At 44.2% G+C, this 20620-nt stretch carries 21 protein-coding genes and 5 tRNA genes; 8 read left to right on the top strand and 18 right to left on the bottom strand.

Translation table 11 applies throughout. From position 1 onward, the window contains the following. Window positions 1-311: 311 nt before the first annotated feature. The 4 genes from rpsD (at window position 312) to ACSYSR_RS04460 (ending at window position 3816) form a co-directional block, all read left to right on the top strand. On the top strand, window positions 312-923 hold the full coding sequence (gene rpsD, locus ACSYSR_RS04475; RefSeq protein ID WP_047974713.1) for a 30S ribosomal protein S4: 612 nt from the start codon (window positions 312-314) through the stop codon (window positions 921-923). Window positions 924-1172: 249 nt separating this feature from the next. Continuing rightward, window positions 1173-1547 carry a DUF1694 domain-containing protein gene (locus tag ACSYSR_RS04470; protein WP_489816028.1) on the top strand — a complete coding sequence of 125 codons (375 nt, stop codon included), beginning with the start codon at window positions 1173-1175 and terminating at the stop codon, window positions 1545-1547. Between the two features lie 68 nt (window positions 1548-1615). Further along, window positions 1616-2905, top strand: a complete 1290-nt coding sequence (locus ACSYSR_RS04465; protein ID WP_489816029.1) for a replication-associated recombination protein A — start codon at window positions 1616-1618, stop codon at window positions 2903-2905. 452 nt (window positions 2906-3357) lie between these two features. Then, entirely contained in the window at window positions 3358-3816 is a 459-nt protein-coding gene (locus tag ACSYSR_RS04460; protein WP_252774425.1) for a universal stress protein, read from the top strand. Between the two features lie 56 nt (window positions 3817-3872). On the opposite strand, the gene ACSYSR_RS04455 is transcribed toward ACSYSR_RS04460, so the two are convergent. From ACSYSR_RS04455 to ACSYSR_RS04420, 8 genes are all read right to left on the bottom strand, one after another. After that, window positions 3873-5015, bottom strand: a complete 1143-nt coding sequence (locus tag ACSYSR_RS04455) for a D-alanine--D-alanine ligase family protein (RefSeq protein ID WP_252773528.1) — start codon at window positions 5013-5015, stop codon at window positions 3873-3875. Between the two features lie 87 nt (window positions 5016-5102). Next, the gene (locus ACSYSR_RS04450; protein ID WP_489816030.1) at window positions 5103-6092 is read right to left on the bottom strand and encodes a DUF2785 domain-containing protein; all 990 of its coding nucleotides are present in this window, start codon (window positions 6090-6092) and stop codon (window positions 5103-5105) included. Between the two features lie 9 nt (window positions 6093-6101). After that, window positions 6102-7313, bottom strand: coding sequence for an FtsW/RodA/SpoVE family cell cycle protein (locus ACSYSR_RS04445; RefSeq protein WP_252773526.1), 1212 nt, complete (start codon window positions 7311-7313; stop codon window positions 6102-6104). An 83-nt stretch (window positions 7314-7396) separates the two neighbouring features. Then, window positions 7397-7606 (bottom strand): DUF2969 family protein, encoded by a 210-nt coding sequence (locus ACSYSR_RS04440; protein ID WP_252773525.1) that lies wholly within the window; start codon window positions 7604-7606, stop codon window positions 7397-7399. Window positions 7607-7615: 9 nt separating this feature from the next. Beyond that, entirely contained in the window at window positions 7616-8599 is a 984-nt protein-coding gene (locus ACSYSR_RS04435) for a rod shape-determining protein (protein ID WP_252773524.1), read from the bottom strand. Between the two features lie 106 nt (window positions 8600-8705). Beyond that, the gene (locus ACSYSR_RS04430) at window positions 8706-8930 is read right to left on the bottom strand and encodes a DUF1146 family protein (RefSeq protein WP_252773523.1); all 225 of its coding nucleotides are present in this window, start codon (window positions 8928-8930) and stop codon (window positions 8706-8708) included. A 127-nt stretch (window positions 8931-9057) separates the two neighbouring features. Next, a complete protein-coding gene (locus ACSYSR_RS04425; RefSeq protein WP_489816031.1) occupies window positions 9058-9768 on the bottom strand; it encodes a ComF family protein in 711 nt (236 codons plus the stop codon). Further along, window positions 9765-10895: a helicase-related protein gene (locus ACSYSR_RS04420; RefSeq protein ID WP_489816032.1), complete on the bottom strand. Its 1131-nt coding sequence runs from the start codon at window positions 10893-10895 to the stop codon at window positions 9765-9767. The genes ACSYSR_RS04425 and ACSYSR_RS04420 overlap by 4 nt, the downstream gene beginning before the upstream one ends. 215 nt (window positions 10896-11110) lie before the next feature. Between ACSYSR_RS04420 and ACSYSR_RS04415 the strand changes: the two genes are divergently transcribed. Both ACSYSR_RS04415 and ACSYSR_RS04410 read left to right on the top strand, forming a co-directional pair. Continuing rightward, the gene (locus ACSYSR_RS04415) at window positions 11111-11746 is read left to right on the top strand and encodes a YigZ family protein (protein ID WP_489816033.1); all 636 of its coding nucleotides are present in this window, start codon (window positions 11111-11113) and stop codon (window positions 11744-11746) included. Between the two features lie 18 nt (window positions 11747-11764). Continuing rightward, window positions 11765-11836: transfer RNA gene (locus ACSYSR_RS04410), tRNA-Arg, on the top strand. Between the two features lie 121 nt (window positions 11837-11957). Here the strand turns inward: ACSYSR_RS04410 and ACSYSR_RS04405 are convergent. The 4 genes from ACSYSR_RS04405 to ACSYSR_RS04390 form a co-directional block, all read right to left on the bottom strand. Next, complete coding sequence (locus ACSYSR_RS04405) at window positions 11958-12521, bottom strand: DNA-3-methyladenine glycosylase I (RefSeq protein ID WP_489816034.1); 564 nt, start codon at window positions 12519-12521, stop codon at window positions 11958-11960. Between the two features lie 109 nt (window positions 12522-12630). Continuing rightward, a complete protein-coding gene (gene eno / locus ACSYSR_RS04400) occupies window positions 12631-13956 on the bottom strand; it encodes a phosphopyruvate hydratase (protein WP_047974695.1) in 1326 nt (441 codons plus the stop codon). A gap of 140 nt (window positions 13957-14096) precedes the next feature. Next, window positions 14097-14867 (bottom strand): triose-phosphate isomerase, encoded by a 771-nt coding sequence (gene tpiA, locus ACSYSR_RS04395; RefSeq protein ID WP_489816035.1) that lies wholly within the window; start codon window positions 14865-14867, stop codon window positions 14097-14099. Further along, complete coding sequence (locus ACSYSR_RS04390) at window positions 14864-15205, bottom strand: bZIP transcription factor (protein WP_252773516.1); 342 nt, start codon at window positions 15203-15205, stop codon at window positions 14864-14866. Before ACSYSR_RS04390 ends, tpiA begins: the two co-directional genes overlap by 4 nt. Window positions 15206-15332: 127 nt before the next feature. On the opposite strand from ACSYSR_RS04390, the gene ACSYSR_RS04385 reads away from it, so the two are divergent. Beyond that, window positions 15333-15418: transfer RNA gene (locus ACSYSR_RS04385), tRNA-Leu, on the top strand. 204 nt (window positions 15419-15622) lie between these two features. Here ACSYSR_RS04385 and ACSYSR_RS04380 read toward each other — a convergent pair. The 3 genes from ACSYSR_RS04380 to ACSYSR_RS04370 form a co-directional block, all read right to left on the bottom strand. Beyond that, on the bottom strand, window positions 15623-16081 hold the full coding sequence (locus ACSYSR_RS04380; protein ID WP_489816036.1) for a GNAT family N-acetyltransferase: 459 nt from the start codon (window positions 16079-16081) through the stop codon (window positions 15623-15625). A gap of 178 nt (window positions 16082-16259) precedes the next feature. Beyond that, window positions 16260-16332, bottom strand: a tRNA-Thr gene (locus ACSYSR_RS04375). A gap of 4 nt (window positions 16333-16336) precedes the next feature. Continuing rightward, window positions 16337-16409 (bottom strand) — tRNA-Asn (locus ACSYSR_RS04370). A 192-nt stretch (window positions 16410-16601) separates the two neighbouring features. Here ACSYSR_RS04370 and ACSYSR_RS04365 point away from each other — a divergent pair. Beyond that, window positions 16602-17171, top strand: a complete 570-nt coding sequence (locus ACSYSR_RS04365) for an NADPH-dependent F420 reductase (RefSeq protein ID WP_252773514.1) — start codon at window positions 16602-16604, stop codon at window positions 17169-17171. A gap of 106 nt (window positions 17172-17277) precedes the next feature. Here the strand turns inward: ACSYSR_RS04365 and ACSYSR_RS04360 are convergent, their stop codons facing one another. From ACSYSR_RS04360 to lysS, 3 genes are all read right to left on the bottom strand, one after another. Further along, the gene (locus ACSYSR_RS04360) at window positions 17278-18534 is read right to left on the bottom strand and encodes an MFS transporter (protein ID WP_489816037.1); all 1257 of its coding nucleotides are present in this window, start codon (window positions 18532-18534) and stop codon (window positions 17278-17280) included. Window positions 18535-18880: 346 nt separating this feature from the next. Continuing rightward, window positions 18881-18953: transfer RNA gene (locus ACSYSR_RS04355), tRNA-Asn, on the bottom strand. Between the two features lie 77 nt (window positions 18954-19030). Then, complete coding sequence (lysS, locus tag ACSYSR_RS04350; RefSeq protein WP_489816038.1) at window positions 19031-20518, bottom strand: lysine--tRNA ligase; 1488 nt, start codon at window positions 20516-20518, stop codon at window positions 19031-19033. Window positions 20519-20620: the final 102 nt, after the last annotated feature.

Raw genomic sequence — 20620 nt, 5'->3', positions numbered from 1 at the left:
AGATTCATTTGCCTTCTTTTATCCCTTTCTTAAGATTTTTGCTTCTTTTTCAGCCTGACTTTTCAATCGAAACGACATAAAAATACGGATACCATTTTGTTCAACACTCTTTTTCTTGCTAATTTCCTTCTGATTTGCTATAATGGTTGAAGTTGTATTGAGTAGCAGTCGGTAAAGAAGCGCGTCAACAACGTCCAAACTCGTTAGTAAGGACTTAGCTACAGTCACTGAGAAACGATTTTTCTTGACGCTGCACGCATCTGGTGCCGACCCTCAAATGTACAGCAAAATACATTTTGGAGGACATATACATGTCACGTTATACTGGACCAAAATGGCGTATCTCACGTCGTTTGGGTGTTTCACTTTCTGGAACTGGTAAGGAATTGTCACGTCGTGCCTATGCACCTGGTGACCATGGCCAAGGCCGTCGTGGAAAGGTTTCTGAATATGGAATGCAATTGCGCGAAAAGCAAAAGTTGCGTTTCACTTATGGTTTGACTGAACGTCAATTCCACTCATTGTTCAACAAGGCCGGCAAGGTTCGTCAAGGTACTCACGGTACAAACTTTATGATCTTCTTGGAACGCCGTTTGGACTCATTGGTTTACCGTCTTGGTTTGGCAACTACTCGCCAACAAGCACGTCAATTGGTTAACCACGGTCACATCTTGGTTGATGGTAAGCGTGTTGATATTCCATCATACGAAGTTGTTCCTGGTCAGGTAATCTCTGTTCGCGAAAAGTCAAAGAACATTGTGCCAATCCAAATCGCTGTTGAATCAGTGGTTTCACGTCCACAATTCGTTTCTTTTGATGCCGATAAGCTTGAAGGTACTTTCGTTCGTTTGCCAGAACGTGAAGAATTGGATGCTGACATCAACGAAGCCTTGATCGTCGAATACTACAACCGTTTGGGATAATTTAATTAACTCTTTCTGGTTGAAAAGTCACTGCTGATGCAGTGACTTTTTTTTGGAAAAAATCAGCGCGACAATCGTTCGCACAATTGCTTGAGCAGGCAACGCTCACAACTGCAACCATCAAACCGCAAAGTGCTGGTCAATCAACCAGTAAACGTTGATTAACCGTCAAAAAAAGCGCACAAGCCTTTAATCTTTTTAACTTTTTTCGTATAATTGTCTGTAGTAAAGTAATTGGAGGATAACCCAATGGATGATGTTAACAGCCGTTTAGAACAGGGACAGCAAGGTAATGGCGGTCCCAAGATTAATCCTGATGAGCAGCGCCTTTACCTAGGCACTTTTCGTGAACGAGTAGTCGCGGCCGTTAAAGAATCAAAGGCCGATGATAGCCAAGTTCAAGAAGAACTCAAGGCAAGGATGCAAAACTGGCCAAACACGACCTTACTGATTGACCAGGATGCTTGTGGTGATGCTTACATTAACTACTTACAAATGGCTGTTAGCACCAATCACCCCTACACCCTGCTATCTGATTTTGAAAGAACAACACAAACAAGCGACCCCTATGCGGTCATTCTTGCGGCAAAATCAGCCGTAAACCAAGAATCAATTGACCTGTAACCTGACGAAGCCGGTTTCAACCGGCTTCTTTTTTATCAAAACAGAGCCATACTGAGAAAGGAGCCTTCATGCCCGGACAAAAACCGCTGGCCTACCGAATGCGGCCAACAAAAATTGAAGAAATCGTTGGCCAAGAAGACCTAGTCGGCGAAAATAAAATCATTTGGCGGATGGTGGCAGCCAAGCGCCTTTCCTCGATGATTCTTTATGGTCCACCCGGAACTGGTAAAACCTCAATTGCCTCAGCCATTGCTGGTTCGACCAACTTCGCTTTTCGGGCCCTAAACGCGGCGACCGATTCGCAAAAGGACCTCCAGGTTGTGGCTGAGGAGGCAAAAATGTCAGGGACTGTCGTCCTTCTTTTAGATGAAATTCACCGTCTAAACAAGGTCAAACAAGACTTCCTCCTTCCTCACCTTGAATCGGGCGCGATTATCTTGATTGGGGCGACAACGGAAAACCCTTACTTAAACGTCACGCCAGCCATCCGTTCCCGGACCCAAATTTTTCAAGTCCAACCCTTAAGTGACCTGGACATCAAAAAAGCGATTAAACGGGCACTGACAAATCAAGAAAACGGACTTGGTAACTACCAAGTCAATCTAAGCGAAGAGGCCCTCACCCACCTTAGCCAAGCAACCAACGGCGATCTTCGTTCTGCCCTGAATTCCTTGGAGTTAGCAGTTCTTTCGACCAAGCCGGATGCAAACGGGATCGTCCAGGTAAACCTGGCAGTTATCGAAGAAACTACTCAAAGGCAGTCACTCGTCGCCGACAAGGATGGCGATGCCCACTATGACATTATCTCGGCTCTACAAAAATCAATTCGAGGATCGGATGTCGACGCGGCCCTACACTACGCCGCCCGGCTGATTATTGCCGGTGACCTGCAAATCTTAGTCCGCCGACTGATTGTGATTGCCTACGAGGATGTTGGTCTGGCTAATCCAAACGGCGCACAACGAGCCGTGACAGCTATTCAAACCGCTGAAAAATTAGGGTTACCTGAGGCGCGGATTCCACTGGCCAATGCCATTATTGAATTAGCATTGTCGCCAAAGTCCAATTCAGCTTACACCGCAATCGACGCTGCCATCGCCCAAGCCAGTCGTTCAAAGGCCCAGACCATCCCAAACCATCTACGCGATAGTCACTACAAGGGCGCCGAGAAACTCGGCCACGGAAATGACTACATTTACCCTCACGACTTCCCTAATGACTGGGTTGCTCAGCAGTACCTTCCAGATACGATCAAAGATGACGCCTATTTCCAGCCAAAAGGTAACTCGAATTTCGAGCAGCAATTAAAGGATGTTAATCAGAGCCTCAAAAACCAACAGCGCCGTGGTTTAAAATAAACAATACCAATCTGATTTTGAACAACAATTTTGCTGATGGTTACTCACAAAAATCAGAATGTCAAGACTAGTATTTTTAGACAAAATCAGTATACTATTTAGTGAATACTCTGGTATACGCATTGCTACATTTACAGCTTTTTCCTTACAACCTTTTTATTTTGGACGGGAATCCTCAGGTTATGACATGCCCTTTCGTTTGGTAGTCAAAGCCCCCGGTGAAACGCCCACCTCGATAATTTCGAGGAAAATCTGAGTAGCGGTTAACGGTGCCAATAGAGTATCGTGGGCATGACCCACGGCTCGCCTTCGGGCGGGCTTTTTTTGTGAACTCATACTAAAGACTAAACGAATTAGCCAATTGCTGGTATCCACTAATTCCTATTCGCAGACTCTGCTTTTTATTTCGTCTTAAAAGACTTATAATGAACCTAGAAAGAGAGGTCTTTACGATGACACAGTCTTACCAGAAAATTTTGGTTCCAATGGATGGCTCAAAGGAGGCTGAGGCGGCCTTGAAGCGCGCAATCGCCCTAGCAAAAGAAGACGGCGACGCTGAATTAGTGATTGCTAATATCATTGATACTCGTGCCATTCAAAACATTACATCTTTCGATAACACGATGGTTGACACCATCACGGAAGATGCCCGTCAATCATTGGAAGCTTACAAAAAGCAAGCAACTGAGGCAGGCCTCTCAAATGTTTCATATCGGATTGACTATGGTTCACCAAAGACCATGATTGCAACCGATATTCCAAAAGAAATCAAAGCTGATTTGATTGTAATTGGGGCCACTGGTCTCAACACGGTTGAACGTCTAGTTGTCGGTTCTGTCACCGCCTTCGTTACTCGAATCGCGACAATCGACGTCTTGGTTGTTCGTTGCGCAAAGCTCGCTCAAAAGTAAAAATCAGTAAAAAAACGTCCCTTGCGTAACAACAAGGGACGTTTTTTTATTTAAAATTATTGGCCGTTGAAAGTTCCAACCTTCTCTTCACCCAATGATTCAAATGAATAAGAAATCAGTTGTTCCTTTTCGTAAGCTTCAAAGCCATATTGCACCATCATATCAGCCAACTTGGCATTGTTAATATCGGAATAATCCCACAAGCGCTTAAACAAGGACATGTTAGTAAATCCTGGCAGCGTATTTGGTTCACCTAAGTAAGGAACGTTATTCTCGTCAATTAAGAAATCCATCCGAGCTTCACCGGCCAAGTTCAAGACTTGGTAAGCCTTCTTTGCCATCGCTTTAATTTCAGCCGTGACATCTTCTGGCAAGTTAGCGGGAATCTCAAAGGCAACAGCTGAGTTATCCACAAACTTTGATTTGTAATCATACCAGCCCTTACCATTCCCACCTTGATCTGGTACTTGGTGGGCACCGATTTCAGAAACTAAAATATCATCATTTCCAATCACGCCAACCTCTAATTCACGGGGGCCATTAACGGCTGCCTCAACCAAGACCTTGCGGTCATACTTGAAGGAATCAGCCAAGGCAGCCTGATATTCGGCCTCATTTTCAGCCCGTGAAATACCAACGGATGATCCCTGATTAGCAGCCTTAACAAAGACCGGTGAACCTAACTCTTTTGCAACAGTTGCCCAGGTCAATGGCTGATCATCATTTTGATAAGTAACCAGGTACTTGGTATTACGGATGCCATTGGCCGTCAAAATTTCCTTGGTAATCACCTTATCAAAAGAAATTGCGTGGCCACGCAAAGCGGCACCAACATAAGGCTTCTTCAAGAGACGGAAAAGACCTTGAAGCGTACCATCTTCGCCAAGGTTACCATGAACAACTGGGAAAAAGATATCAATTGGTGGCAAATCCTTTAAGGCAGCAATCGGTGCCAACGTTTCCTTTGGGTCAATGCTTGCCATGTATTCAGCAACCAAAGGAGCCTCATCGGCTTGGTTCATAATTTCAAATGATCGCTTAGCATCCAAGAAAAAACCATTTTGGGCAATAGCCACGACCGAAAGGTCATACTTGCCCGTTTCCTTTAGGGCCTGATAGTAATTATAGGCAGACCGCTTGGAAACATCGTGCTCTGACGAGTTTCCACCAAACAACAATACAACATGTTTTTTGCTCATAAGAAAATTCCTTTATTGGTCCACCAGCCAGGTGGACGTCATGGGTAAATATTTTTTTCATTCGCCAACCTAGCGAGACGAAGACAATTAAGAAAGGTAATTCTTAGTCTCTTGGACATATGCCCAAATTTTTTCAGGCACCTGATCTTGACCAAAAGCTAAAATTTGCTGGAAGAAATCAACGCGATTATATAATTTCTGCCAGCGTGACCGAGTTTGTGCAAAGGGTTCATTCACAAGGTCTTGCCGCCACAATTTTAATGATAGTAGTAAATAATCGGCGTAGAGGCTGTGCTTTTGACTCAAGCGCAAGATGGTTCCTACTTGGCGGTTTAGCTCACCCATCGTGAGTGGTGTGTTTAGCTGACGGAAATTCGTCATGATACAAGCAAGCAAGAAAAGTTTGTCTGACCGTGGAACATCCGTCCGGTCAAAAATCGCGCCCAACACATTTGCTAAATGAGTAAAGGCATGGATCCAACCATGGCCAGGCACGAAACCGCGTGTATCCAGTTCTAACAGCGTATACAGGCTAACCTGTTCGACGATAGCCATCATCAACTCTGAGCCAATAAAGGGTTCAGCAGCTTGCTGATCAGCCATCAATAAAATCGAAAGAATGGCAAGGGCAAAAGAGCGTCCATAAGCACCATCGTTTTCTTCCTGCAAAATTTGACTAAGTAGGTGGTCGTCACCAATCATTTCAGCCGTCAACCAGTCTAATTGCTGATGACTTAAATGCCCATTTTGGATGGCATTCCCAAGAAAGAAGAAGGCCCCCGTATCACGAATCTTTGCACTCGGTGAAGACAACTGTTCCACGACTGCCCGCAAGTCATCATCTGCTACAAACTGATTGGATTCCTCATGGTTGGCCGACCACACATCCTGGTAGACCTGCATTTGTTCAATCACGACCATTGAATCTCTAGGTCGTGGAGTTGGCTCAGCCGGTTCCATGTCCGCATTTTCTTTTAAGACATAGAGTAACTCAGGTAGTGATTCATAAACATCCCCACTGCGTAGCTGTGATAATAAAACCCGTGTTTTTTCATGAATTGCTGCAAGTTCTTCCATAGCACCCTTTTACAAATTAAATTCGTTCGAATCGTTGAAAGTTCTACTTTGTTGTTGATAAGACATCGACATTATCAGCCCAACCCCAATCATATTCGAAACCAGCGACGACCCTCCCTGTGAAATAAAGGGCAGTGGAATTCCTGTCAATGGTAAGAGACCAATGTTCATACCAATGTTTTCAAAGACGTGGAACAAAACCATCATAATCACACCGGCAGCAATATAAGCATAAAAGGCGTTTTTAGCCTTAAACGTTGCCTTAATCATGCGATAAATCAAAAAGAAGTATAAGGAAATTAAGAAGGCGCCTCCAATGAAGCCAAAGGACTCGCCCATTACTGAGAAAATCATATCCGATTCACGAACAGGCACAAAGACTTTCATATTACCAAACCCAGACCCAAACAGTTGACCAGATCCGATAGCTTTCAAGTTTTGATACGTCTGATAACCAGTATTTGAGGTATCTTGGCCTGGATGCAACCAGGCATCAATTCGAGCAAATTGGTAAGACTGGAAACCTAATGTTCCCAGAATGCTTCGACCAATTGTCGAAGCCACTAAGAAAATCATACCACCGCCTAAGACGCCCACACCCGCAAAGACTGGCCCCAGAATCCGCCAGGTAATGCCGGAAACAACGACAATTCCAGCCGTGATGGCCATAAAGACGAGAAGTGTCCCCAAATCGTTTTGTAAGGCGATTAAGAAGGCCAATGGTAAGAAGCATCCGGCAATCTTAGCAATTAACAACCAATCGGAATCAACCTGGTGGGTTGGGTACAAACGGTTATGACTAGCGACAATTTTCGCTAACATCACGATATAAAATGGTTTTACAAATTCCGCCGGCTGAATCGAAACAGGTCCAATAACAATCCATGACTTAGCACCCGCATTCGCATACAAAGCCCGATTATAAAAAATCAGAACGGCAATCAGTAAAATAAAGGATATGGCATAAAGAAAGGGTGCTAATCGCCAGAGCTGGAAGGCATCAAAATGCATAATAAAAGCAATCATCACGCCACCAGCAATCCAGTAAACAATCTGCATAATAACAGCTCTAATCGGTGAGGCACCTTTACCACCGTTTAAAATAGCAAAGTACAAGGAGTACAGACCAATTAACATCAGCAAGATTAAAATTAAAATCATGCCCCAATCCAACTCTGAAGCAGATGGCCGGTCGGTTTTATGTGATGCGATACGCTGCATGGTGAATCTTCCTTTTGCACAAAATTTTTAGGTGGTTCTATGTACAAAAACCCCTTGCCGCGGCAAAGGATTCTTTTTAAAAATTAATGGTAGAGATTGAATGATGCGAGGATTGCCTGCAAGGCTTCATCGGTCGATTGAGCACTGGCAATGACAACCTGCTTGCCTAAAACACCAGTATAGCTACCCTGATTTTGTTCGATTTTACCGATTGGTTGATCATCAACCAAAACCTGGATTTCGTCGTCCTTTGTGACCAAAGACACGCCAAAGCTCTGATTTTTCTTGCTCATGACTGCTCCTTATTTTTTCGTCATCATGTGTTCCAACAATGCCCCAGTTCCCTTGGCCACGTTGTCCAATGGTGATTCTGAAACAAAAACAGGAACTGTCAAACGATCGGCAATAAACTTATCCATGCCATCGAGCAATGCACCTCCACCGGTCAACATCACACCACGGTCGATGATGTCAGCAGCCAGTTCAGGTGGCAACTTTGACAAAGCCAAGTGGGCAGCGTCAGCAATTTGAACCAACGTGTCATGCAAGGCTTCTTCAATTTCGTTTGAGTTAACAGTAATCGTTTGTGGCATGCCTTCAAAGTTGTCACGGCCACGAACAGTCATCGTCTTTGGCGTATCTGACTTCAAGGCAGAACCAATTTCAATCTTAATGGTTTCTGCTGAACGCTCACCAACAATCAAACCATGTTCACGCTTCAAGTAATTGACGATATCAGTGTTCATGCGATCACCGGCAACCCGGATTGATTCTGAAACAACAATGTCACCCAATGACAAGATGGCGATATCAGAAGTTCCACCACCCATATCAATTACCATTGAACCAACTGGCTTAAAGATATCTAAACCAGCACCAATAGCAGCAACCTTTGGCTCGTAATCCAAATAAACCTTAGCACCACCAGCCTTTTCAGCGGCTTGAATAATTGCCTTACGTTCAATTTCACTAATGTTTGTTGGTGCACAGATCATGATGTTTGGCTTTGACATAAAGCCTTTGACGTTCAATTTGTTAACAAAGTAAGTCAACATCGCTTCTGTAATATCGAAGTCAGAAATGACTCCATCCTTCAAAGGACGAACGGCCCGAATGTTTCCGGGTGTCCGACCAACCATCCGGTAGGCTTCAGCCCCAACGGCCAAAACACGGTCAGTCTTGTCGTCAACGGCGACAACGGAAGGTTCATTAAGGACCACACCTTCGCCTTCAACGTAAATCAAAACGTTGGCGGTTCCCAAATCAATTCCAATATCTCTTGCCATGGTTATTATTTCTCCAAAATTCATGTTCGGTAGGGTCTAAAAGAAAAAACAGTCCCCTACAATCCTTTAAATTATATCATACTTGACCAGTTTCGGCCGGCATCTCTTAGAAATCTTTTAGGAGAGTTCCTGGTAGTTGTAAGGCTGAATTTAAAAGCGACACTAGTGCCGTCGCCAGCAAAAATCCGAGGCTGGTTGCAACAACTACTTTGAGCACGGCCGCCTGCAAAGGATTTTTTGGTAGTAACTTGCCAAAATCAATCGGACGAAGCAGGTAAAAGACAAAATAGATGGCGGCAATCGTTGTGGTCAAAGTCAAAAGTGGTGGCATGAAAGTTCTCCTTTTATTCGTTTTATTTTATAACAGAAAGGACAAACCAGCAATGTAACAAAGCTTTCCTCACACAGATTCTCACTATGCCAAAATGCTCATAGGCAAAAATTTTTTTCTATTCGACTTAACGAGCTAACGAAGCTGATGACACAAAGCGAGCCCCAGCCTGATAAAGGCAGTCGGCTGCATGATAAAGTGTCCGTCCAGTCGTATAAATGTCATCAACAACCAAGATTTTCGTCCCCACCACTAATGCAGCTTGATTGTCGGCAATGGCAAATGGCTGGGGTGTCTTGAGCCGTTTTGCTCGATCCAAACTAGATTGGTCAACCTTATTATGATTAGCCACCTCCAAAACTGCTTTGGCAGAACGCACAAGCCATGGCTCGACTTGGTTGAACCCCCGCTGCAAAAGCCGCTTCTTACTTACCGGGATGGGGATAACTAGGTCGATTTGCCGTTCTTTTACCAGGCGTCGAATCATTTGCCGCAATTCCTTTTGAAACACGAGGCCCAGTCGATAATCCCCCATAAACTTGTAGCGGGACATGTATTCCTTTAATTGCCCATCGTAAGCATACAAGGCTCGATGTCCAAGTAGGCGGTAACCCTGACTTTGCCAGAACTGGCAATCTGGACAAATCAGTTGTGTCCCCTCGACTGGGATTCGATGGACCAATTGACGGCCGCATCCACCACACAACGTTCCCTTTAAACGAACAAAACAATTTAAACATCTCGGGCACAACAACTGCTTGGCTTGCTTTCGATTAAAGACCAGCTGGCCCATTGTGACTACTGGTTGAAAACCTTCTTGGCAGAGTAAACAATTCAAATCTCATCCTCCTGGCTATCTGTTGGTATGGCGCCCATCTGTTTTACTCGACTGTTCAAATCAGCAATTTGCTGGCGAGCTGCCCGTAATTTGAAAGTCGGCTCCTGCACGAGTGCTAAAACCAGACCATCGGGGTGCTCTTGAGACCGTCCCACCCGTCCGGCAATCTGGACGAGCGCTGCTGTTGAAAAAACAGCATCATCCGCCCCCAAAATCACTACTTCCAAGGCCGGTAGCGTCACCCCGCGCTCTAAAATCGTCGTCGTGATTAAATAACGGTAGACTCCTGACCGCAAATCGCGAACTTTTTCAGCACGATCAGGATCAGCTGCATGGACCGTTGCCCCATTAATTGTCCGAAAACGTTGTAGGTAGTCAAATACTCGCGCTAAATCATTAACTCGTGGCACGAAAACCAAAAAGGGGTTCTGCTGACCAATCCAGAATTGAACCGCCTTTAATAGTTTTTTTGGTGGTTGCTTACGCCAATTGCCAATCCGGCGAACCTGAATTTGCGGTAACAGGCCGCGATGGAAACGCTGTGGCAAATAGGACTGAGCTAATTGTTTCTGCTTGACTAAGCGTTTCAACACAGCCGTTGGTGTCGCCGTCAAATAAACAACACTCGCTTGATTTTTTTGTGCCCGTAAAACGGCATAAGCTAATGCACCATCACCCCGGAAAGGAAAAGCGTCAACCTCATCGATAATTAATAAGTCAAAAGCACGATAAAAACGTAACGCCTGATGAGTCGTCGCTAAAACCAGCTGGCTATAACGGTACCGGCTACCATGTTGACCGTAGAGAACTTGAATTGGACAATCAAAAGCCTGCTCTAATCGTGGCGCTAGTTCAAGGACAACATCGACCCTCGGCGTTAAAATGGCAACCCGTCCTTGTCTCTGCAATGCATGGTCAATTAATGGAAACAGCATCTCCGTTTTACCAGCACCGGTGACCGCCCAGATTAACCGATTTTCTCGCTTAGCATAGCTCGCCATCAAATCTCGGCTAACCCGCTCTTGCTGATCAGTCAGCCGACCATCCCATCTAAGGTGACCTTTAGCTTGAAAGAGATTAGGCTCCGGAATTGTGAGCAGGCAGTCATTAGTCGAAACCCGTCCCATGTTCAGGCACTTTAAGCAGTAAAAACCACTGCCGGCAAGTCTCGCTCGTTCTTTTTGCCCACAACGCTGACAGACCCCTTTCTTAAAGGCCGGTAGAATTTGACAAGGTACTGGTGGATCAATTTCTTTGGGCCAAGTTACCAAGCGGCCATAAAGGTTCTCGACATTCATTTTTCTACCTACCTTCTAAATTTAGTCATGTTATAATACGAGCTATGGAGCCTTTTTACCTACTCGCTGAGAATGATTATTCCTGGCAACAAACAATCAAAAAATCAGACTTTATCGTTTCTTTCTTTCGCATCGAATCTGAAGAACAGGCACAGACCTACATCGACCAGATTTCCAAAAAACACCACAAGGCAACTCACAATGTCTTTGCCTATGTCATTGGGGACAACGATGAAATTAAGCGCTATTCGGACAACGGTGAGCCTTCTGGGACTGCTGGGGTTCCGATGCTTGAAGTCTTGCAGAAACGTCAGGTTCACAATATTTTGGCCATTATTACCCGCTACTTCGGAGGAATTAAGCTTGGCGCGGGTGGGTTAATCCGAGCCTATGCCGGAACCGTTGCCCAAGGGTTAGATGAGGCCGGTTTGGTTGAACGCCTTTGGCGCGAAAAAATTCAAATTGATATTGATTACCAAAATAATGATCAACTGACTTATTGGTTGAAGCAAGAAGATTACCCAGTCTTTGCCACTGATTTCGACACCGCCGTCCACCACCAAGTAGCGGTTGCACCGGATCAGGTAAAAGCCTTTGAGGAAGAACTGAAAAACCGCTTTGCCGGCCGGGTTTCTTTTCAGAAAATCGGTGAAACATACTTGGAAATTCCCGCAAAGTAGGTTATAATAATCTAGTTCGCGCGGTTAGTGTAATGGATAGCACGTAAGATTCCGGTTCTTGCAATCCGGGTTCGACTCCCGGATCGCGCATAAACAGTGCTGATCTATCAATGTTTATAACGACGATGGAGTAGTTTCGCAGTACTTCACACAAAAAGCACCTCGCATTCTTAATTGAATGCAGGTGCTTTTTCTTGTTGATTCTTCAATATTAACGAAAGTCACATTCTAAATCATGTGCATTTTCAACACCAACAGCCTGCAAAAATGATTCAACAGTCACTGGTCCCAGAAACTTAAAGCCGATTTTTTTCAGCCGCTTACTAAAGTTTTCAGAAAGTGTATTGCGACTGGCCGGCTTTTCCTCCTGGTTAACACCAATATCGAGTATTTGACCATTGGTCTGCTGCCAAACCAAATCAGAAAATGTCTCACCCCGATGATGGAGCCTTCGAATTTGTTGAGCATTATTAATTGTTGCTTCAATTTTTAGCCGATTACGGATAATACCAGCATCAAAGAGCAGTCGCTCAACATCTTGTTGATCAAATTGGGCCACCTGGTTAATATCAAAGTTAGCAAAAGCAACCTTAAAATTTTTTCGCTTACTTAAGACCGTTCGCCAACTCAAGCCTGATTGAAAAAGTTCCAATGTCAGCAACTCGAATAAAAGTTGATCATCATCTCGCACGGGGTGACCAAACTCACGATCATGGTAGGTAACCATTGGTGTTCCCTCTTTATAATTTACAGCCCAACGACAACGTGTTACCATGCATCCCCCTCTTTGACAAAGCAATTTTTATCTGAATAATCTTTTCCCATATTATACGAAAGAAAACACAAAAAAACGCCCCACAAGGCGTTTTTCGTTAAAAATTTATTTACTTAGCTTGGATTGCTTCGCGTGCGTCAGCTGACAAGTTGTAGAATGCGTGAACACCCTTATACTTAGCAGTATTAGCAAGCAATTCTTCGATACGGATCAATTGGTTGTACTTGGCGATACGGTCAGTACGTGACATTGAACCTGTCTTGATCTGACCGGCGTTAGTAGCAACAACCAAGTCAGCAATCGTAGTGTCTTCAGTTTCACCTGAACGGTGTGAAACAATCGCCGTGTAACCAGCTTCCTTAGCCATTTCGATGGCATCCATTGTTTCTGACAGAGTACCGATTTGGTTAACCTTGATCAAAATTGAGTTGGCAGCACCCATACGGATTCCCTTAGCCAAGTATTCAGTGTTGGTAACGAAGAAGTCGTCACCAACCAATTGAACCTTCTTGCCAAGCTCCTTCGTGATTTCAGCCCAGTCATCCCAGTTGTTTTCATCGATAGGATCTTCGATTGAAATGATTGGGTAACGGTCAGCCAAGTCTTCCAAGTACTTGATGAAATCAGGAGTTGAGAATTCTTCCTTTGTTGACCAGCGCAAAACATACTTTGACTTGTCAGCATCCCACAATTCTGATGAGGCAACATCGACAGCAATGGCGATGTCCTTACCAGGCTTGTAACCAGCAGCTTCAATCGCTTTAATCAAGTATTGCAATGGTTCTTCGTTGTTAGCGAAGTCAGGGGCAAATCCACCTTCATCACCAACTGAAGTAGCCTTGCCATCAGCGGCCAACAACTTCTTCAATTCGTGGAAAGTTTCTGAACCATAACGGATGGCTTCCTTGATTGAAGGAGCACCAACAGGCATGATCATGAATTCTTGGAAGTCAACCTTGTTATCTGAGTGAGCACCACCGTTGATAACGTTCATCATTGGTGTAGGCAAAACGTAAGAGTTCATGCCACCAATGTATGAGAACAAAGGAACACCCAATTCATCAGCAGCAGCACGGGCTGCTGCGATTGAAACGGCCAAGATAGCGTTGGCACCCAACTTACCCTTGTTAGGAGTACCATCCAAGTCAATCATGGCTTGGTCGATGGCACGTTGGTCAGTTACGTCAAACTTACCAACCAAAGCCTTAGCGATTACATCATTAACGTTAGCAACGGCCTTAGTCGTACCCTTGCCACCGAAACGGTTCTTGTCACCGTCACGCAATTCGACAGCTTCGTGTTCACCAGTTGATGCACCAGATGGCACGATTCCGCGGCCAAATCCACCAACTTCAGTGATAACTTCAGCTTCGACTGTTGGGTTTCCACGTGAATCAAGAACTTCACGTGCGATGATATCTGAAATCAAAGACATATTTTATGCTCTCCTTTTGTCTGTGGTTAATATTTATAAAACCAACTAAATTATAACACCCTTACCAGGTAAAATGAACAGGAAAAATGGGTTCTTTCTAGCTTAGCCAACGGTTTGGCAGATTTGTCTGAGAACTAATTTTACTTTTTCGCCTGGTCCACCAGGGTCAAAAACTGTCTGGGATCCAAGGCGGCCTTACCGACCAGGATCCCGTCGATGTCTTGCTGGCATAAAAAAGCAGGTGCATTTTTCGGCGTCACTGAGCCACCATACAGAATGCGAATGGTATTAGCCAAGTCTCGATTGTATAAATTAGCTAAGCTTTGTCGAATTAAAGCAGCTGCTTCTTGAGCCTGATCAGCCGATGCTGCAGACCCAGAACCAATTGCCCATGTTGGTTCATAAGCAATCGTTACTTGCGCCATTGCGGCTGCCGTAACCCCATCAAGAGCTGCCTGTAACTGCTTTAAGATAACCTTTTCAGGCACCAGGTGGCCGTAAACCGACAAGTCTTCATCTAAATCGACAATCGGTTTTAAACCATTGCGCAGCGCTGCTAACGCTTTTAAGTTCACCGTCTCATCCGTTTCATTAAAAAACTTTCGTCGTTCAAAATGTCCAATTAAAACGTATTCAACGCCAAGTGCTGCCAAAGCTTTTGGTGACGTTTCACCAGTAAAAGCACCATCATCTTCCCAATGAGAATTTTCACCAACAATTGCTAGCGGAGTTCCCTTTGCAGCCTGCAACATCTGGCTTAAATACAGGTCTTGCGCGGCGATGCCAACTTCAACTTCCTTCTCACCTGTCAAAGCGGGTAAAACAGTATCCAGATAGGGAGCAACCTGGTCCGGCATCATGTTAATTTTCCAATTGGCTACGACAAATGGTTGCCGGTCCTGCGCACTCATTTACTTTCTCCTCGATTCAGCATCAAGAACAAGAAGACAGCCTCAATCAACAATAGCCAGGGCAAGTTGGTATTGCGCTCTCCAACCAAAACCAAAAGCGCATAAGAGACAATTAAAGTGGCCATGCCAATGGTCATTTTAATTAACCCCTGACGAAAGGTTGACCGATTCAAAGCTTCCTTCAAATGCTCGTTTTCACTACGTGCTTCACTTATGTCGAGCTTTAAGGACTCAACTTGGTCCAAGAGCTGATCGTTTTCAGCCTGCAGGAAATCAACCTGCGTTTGGATTTCTTTGTCTTGCTGGTCTTTTTTGTTCGACCAATTAAATAACTTCATAGGTATTCTCCAATCAATGTCTATTTTAACAAAAATTACTATTAAAACCGAATAAAAAGAAGAAAGAAGATCAGCGCTTGACAAGAATAACAATTCTAGGTAAAATTTGATAGTTGTATTAATACATGCGGCTGTGGCGGAATTGGCAGACGCGCAGGATTAAGGATCCTGTGTCCGCTTTAGGACGTGCGGGTTCGACTCCCGCCAGCCGCATAATGAAACACTGCTATACCAGTGTTTATAACCATTTGGTAGCAACTAATATAAAAGCACTCAAACTTAACTGTTTGAGTGCTTTTTCTTTGAAATGGTCCAAAATTCCCGCTTGCGAGTTAATTTTAGGCTCGCATCAGTTCGAGACCACCCAACCTAAAGTTAACGTGCCCTTGTAGTATTAATACTGATTATGTGTAGAATTCATTCAGATCTTTTTTGACTTTTTCTGATTTTTTTAGCCATCATCTGATGCGGGACGCCAACTTCCAAAAAAGTATCGCCATATGCCTCAAAGCCAAACCGCTCATAAAGGCCAATTGCATGCTGTTGAGCCTCAATTTCAATTTTGTCTTGAACAAAGCGGGAAGCAATCACATCCATTAATTGTTGAACCAGGGCTTTGCCAAGGCCTTTACCACGGGCCTTCTTGACGGTCAGTACCCGGCCAAAGGTTACTGTGTCATCGCTTTTTTGGAAAACGCGGGCGTAAGCCAACAATTCGTCATCTTCTTCATAGAAGACATGCAGGGCCGTTAGATCCTGCTCATCAACGTCTTGGTACTCAATGTGCTGGTCAACAACAAAAACGGCCATCCTGGCACGGTACATCGCCCAAATTTCACGATTGCTGAGTTCATTAAAAGTTTTAATTTGCCACATCAATCTAATTCCTCCCCTATCTCAGTAAAAGCCTTAGCTCCGGTCTTTTCAAGCAGGTTAATCCTTTTACATAATGGTTTTAGAATACAAAAATTAACAGCTATAAGCAAGGTAAGGAACAAAGAAAAAGCTAACAGCAGGTTGCTCCCACTGTTAGCTTTCAAGCTTTTATTCATGATGCCGACGAAAGGATTTGAACCTTCGACCCCAGGTTTACGATACCCGTGCTCTACCAACTGAGCTACATCGGCATAACTCCGACTGCCGGGCTCGAACCGGCGACAACCTGATTAACAGTCAGGTGCTCTACCAACTGAGCTAAGTCGGAATGACTTGTCGTTTAAAACAACTATTATATTATGCCATTTGCAGCGGGGACTGTCAATCATTTTCATACATTATTTTATTAACTTTTTAGAAAATCAGCCGAGACCGACCCCACTATCCACGGCCGAACTTTGACACTGACACAGTGCCGTCTTACAATGTAGGCATCATTAGATTGAAAAGGAGACTGCACATGAATGTTACTGTTTTTGGTAAAGGAAATATCGGTTCAGCCGTTGGCGCTCAATTAGAAAAAGCCGGCAACCAAGTCGACTACGTGACAACAGAACATAAGGTAGACACGGTTGCTGATTTAGTTATTTTGGCTGTTCCTTACAGCGCATTGACAAGCATTGCCAAAGAATACCAACAAAAATTTGCCGGCAAAACAATTGTTGAAACTACCAACCCTGTTAATTTTAAAACTTTTGACAGCTTGGACGTTCCAGCCGACTCTTCAGCAACTGCCCAATTACAAGCTGATTTACCAGACAGTCACGTCTTAAAAGCCTTTAATACCATCTTTGCGGCCAACATCGTATCTGGTAAAGTTGGCAATAACCCTGTTGAAGTTTTGACTGCTGGTGATAACAAGGACAGCAAGGAATTGTTGCAAAAAGCCTTTCAGGGAAGCGACCTTGACGTTGTTGATGCCGGAGCTTTGCGTCGCGCCCGTGAATTAGAATCAATTGGTTTCTTGCAAATGACCTTAGCTGTTACCAAGCAAATTGCTTGGACTGGTGGTTTCGCCGTGATTAAATAATTGTTTAATACTAAAAAAACCAGGTTAACCTGCGAATCACTCCCTAACGTCTTGAACTGATGGAATAATTTGCCAGATTTTACCTGGTTTTTTGCTGTATTCATTATTAAAATTGAGTTTTCTTACCTAATGCTGGAATCAGTAGCATAATCAAGAAAGAAAAAAGATAAATGGCTGAGAAGAACACCATGACCACTGAAAGTGATGTCTTATCCATCATCAAACCAATCAAGGCTGGAAAGAAGCCGCCAAAGAGTTTTCCAACACATGAAACAACAGAATTAGCGGTCACACGGACATCAATCCCATACAATCGGGAAACAACAACACCGTAACCACCATACATACCATTAGAGAAAAAGCCCACCATCATCATAATCAATAGTAATGACCAAGCGTTATTGGCCATTGGAATCAAATAAACGGAAGCGGCTGCAACAACCAAGAAAATGCCAAAGGCCCACCGTGGACCAAAGTAATCTAAAATGAAACCAAAGGCATACATGCCCAAAGACATGCCGACAATGGTAGCAATCATCCACATTGAAGATGACGAAATGGAGAGACCTAATTGCTTTTGCATAATCTTAGGCAACCAGTTCATTAGGCCGTAGTAACCACCTGTTTGAACCATCATCATCAAAATCAGTCCGATTGTTTGCAGAGCCATCGCCGGCGTTTGAAAAACTGCTAAAAGGGGGACGCGGATTGTTTCTTGCTGATTGGCCCGTCGCTGTTCTTTGGCTTGCTCAAATTCTTGACTGTCCTTCAGGTGGATTCGAATCAAAAATGCAAACGCAACCGGCAAAAGGCCGACTAAGAACAAAGCATTCCAGCCCCAACGAGGAATGATTACTGCCGCTGCAAAGGCAGCCAAGATTGACCCACCTTGTCCACCAATTTGCACGATGGACATCAAACGCCCGATTTTCTTTCCCGTAAATGCTTCGGCCACCATTGTCACGCCGGCACTATATTCGGCACCGGTTCCTGCACCAACAATAAAGCGTAACGCATATAAAATCCAAATATTATGGGCAAAGTACATTCCGGCTGTTGCCAATGCGACAATGACCAATGTACTCGTAAAAATCCGTGCACGACCAAATTGATCAGCCAACATTCCAAAGCTCAAGCCACCGACCAACGTTCCAATTGAAAAAATTGTGGCAATCAACCCACCCGCAAAATTGCTAATGTGCAAAGATGCGATGATTGAAGATAAAGCAAAGGAAATGAACATGACATCCATATTCTCAAGTCCAAAACCAGCCGTTGTCGACCATAGCGTTAACTTCTGATTTTTAGAAAAATGCTTGTGATGCAAAACCTCTGTGTTCTGCATAGGGGAAACATCTGCCATATTAATTTTACTTCCTTTCAAAATTAGCGCTCACAGACGCAAATTATTTCTCCGTTTTTGCCACGATTGGCAAAACACTAACAACTAGTATAGCGCCATTGGCCTTAGTCAACAAGGACAATTATTATCCCTCTCATAGAAAATTATCGCAAAATATGAAATTAACCGCTCCCTCTGTCCATATTCGTGGGCAAGTTAATACAATTTTTGCTGGTATTACTTCTTAGCCTTCGTCTTGATCCTTTTTATTCGTCCTTGTAGAAGACAAATGTTGAATTTTTACCGCTAAAGTTAGAAGCCATTGCGACAAAAAAAGACCAGACATTTCTGTCTGATCTTTTTTATACTCCGACTGCCGGGCTCGAACCGGCGACAACCTGATTAACAGTCAGGTGCTCTACCAACTGAGCTAAGTCGGAATAAAGCGCTTGGCTCAACTATATAAGTATACAAAATCAAGCCAAGCGTGTCAACTATTTATTAGCAAAATAAAAAGTTATTCTGGCCGCATCGTTGGAAACAACACGACATCACGAATGGAAGCGGCATCCGTTAGCAGCATGACTAAACGGTCAATTCCAATTCCCAAGCCACCGGTAGGTGGCATACCGTACTCCAAAGCCTCTAAGAAGTCTTCATCAATCCCTTCGGCTTCATCATTACCGTTATCACGTTCGGCTGCTTGAGCTTCAAAACGTGCTCGCTGATCGATTGGATCGTTCAATTCGGTAAAGGCATTAGCAAATTCAGAACCAACGATATACAGCTCAAATCGATCTGTAAAGCGTGAATCATCTGCATTCTTCTTTGCCAATGGCGACACTTCAACTGGGTGACCATAGACGAAAGTCGGCTGTTCCAAAGTATCTTCAACAAAATTATCAAAGAATTCATTGATAATGTGACCAACCTGCCAGTACTGTTCATACTTGACATGATGTTCGTCCGCTAATTGGCGAGCTTCCTCAACCGTCATTTCTGGCCAGAAATCAACACCAGTCTTTTCCTTGATCAAGTCAACCATATGCTTACGAGCAAATGGCTTTGACAAATCAATGGCAGTGCCTTGATAGTTCACTTGCAAATCAGGATGGACAACCTTAGCAGCAGCACGGAAGATGCCTTCTGTTTCGTCCATTACGTCTGTGAAATCCCAATAGGCGCCATATGATTCCAAGGTCGTAAATTCTGGGTTGTGCTTTGGATCCATTCCCTCATTACGGAAAATCCGACCGATTTCATAGACCCGTTCCATTCCCCCAACAACCAAACGCTTCAAATACAATTCAGTTGCAATTCGCATGTACATATCAATATTCAAGGCGTTGTGGTGAGTAATAAACGGCTTAGCGGCGGCACCACCAGCTTGCGTTTGCAAGATAGGTGTTTCGACTTCTAAGAAATCATGACCATCCATAAAGGCCCGGATAGCTGAAACGATCTTTGAGCGGTTTTGGAACCGAGTCAAAGAATCCTTATTGGCAATCAAATCAAGATAACGTTTACGGTAACGCGTTTCCACGTCTGAAATACCATGAAACTTATCAGGCATTGGGCGCAAGGCCTTTGACAAATGAGTTAAGTGGGTTACCAAGATGGTTAATTCACCGGCCTCAGTCTTCATCATCTGACCCTTAATTCCTAAGAAGTCACCCAAATCGGCGCGCTTAATGATTGGGTAGTTATCCCCCAAGTCATCACGGCGAGCATAAACCTGAATTTCACCTGAGCGGTCACGGACATCAGCAAAGATAACTTTCCCAGCGCCACGCTTGGCGACCATCCGGCCAGCAATAATCACCTCAACTGGGTTTGCTTCTAACTCTTCTTGTGTTTTCCCATCGTATTGTTCATGGAGGTCCGCTGCCAAAGCGTCTCGGTCAAAACGATGTCCAAATGGATCAATGTTCAAATCGTCAACTAGCGCCTTCATCTTTTGACGGCGGGCGACCATTTGATCATTTAAGGCTTTTTCTTCAGCCATATCTATCTACCTTCCTGTCGGCGAATATTCGCTCATTTATCTTGTTCCAGTATAACAAAACAACGGCCAAGACAAAAGGGCAAACCGCCTGGTTTGCCCGTC

The organism is Fructobacillus sp. ESL1096 (assembly GCF_058511985.1).
This window is presented reverse-complemented; position numbering and strand designations above follow the sequence as displayed.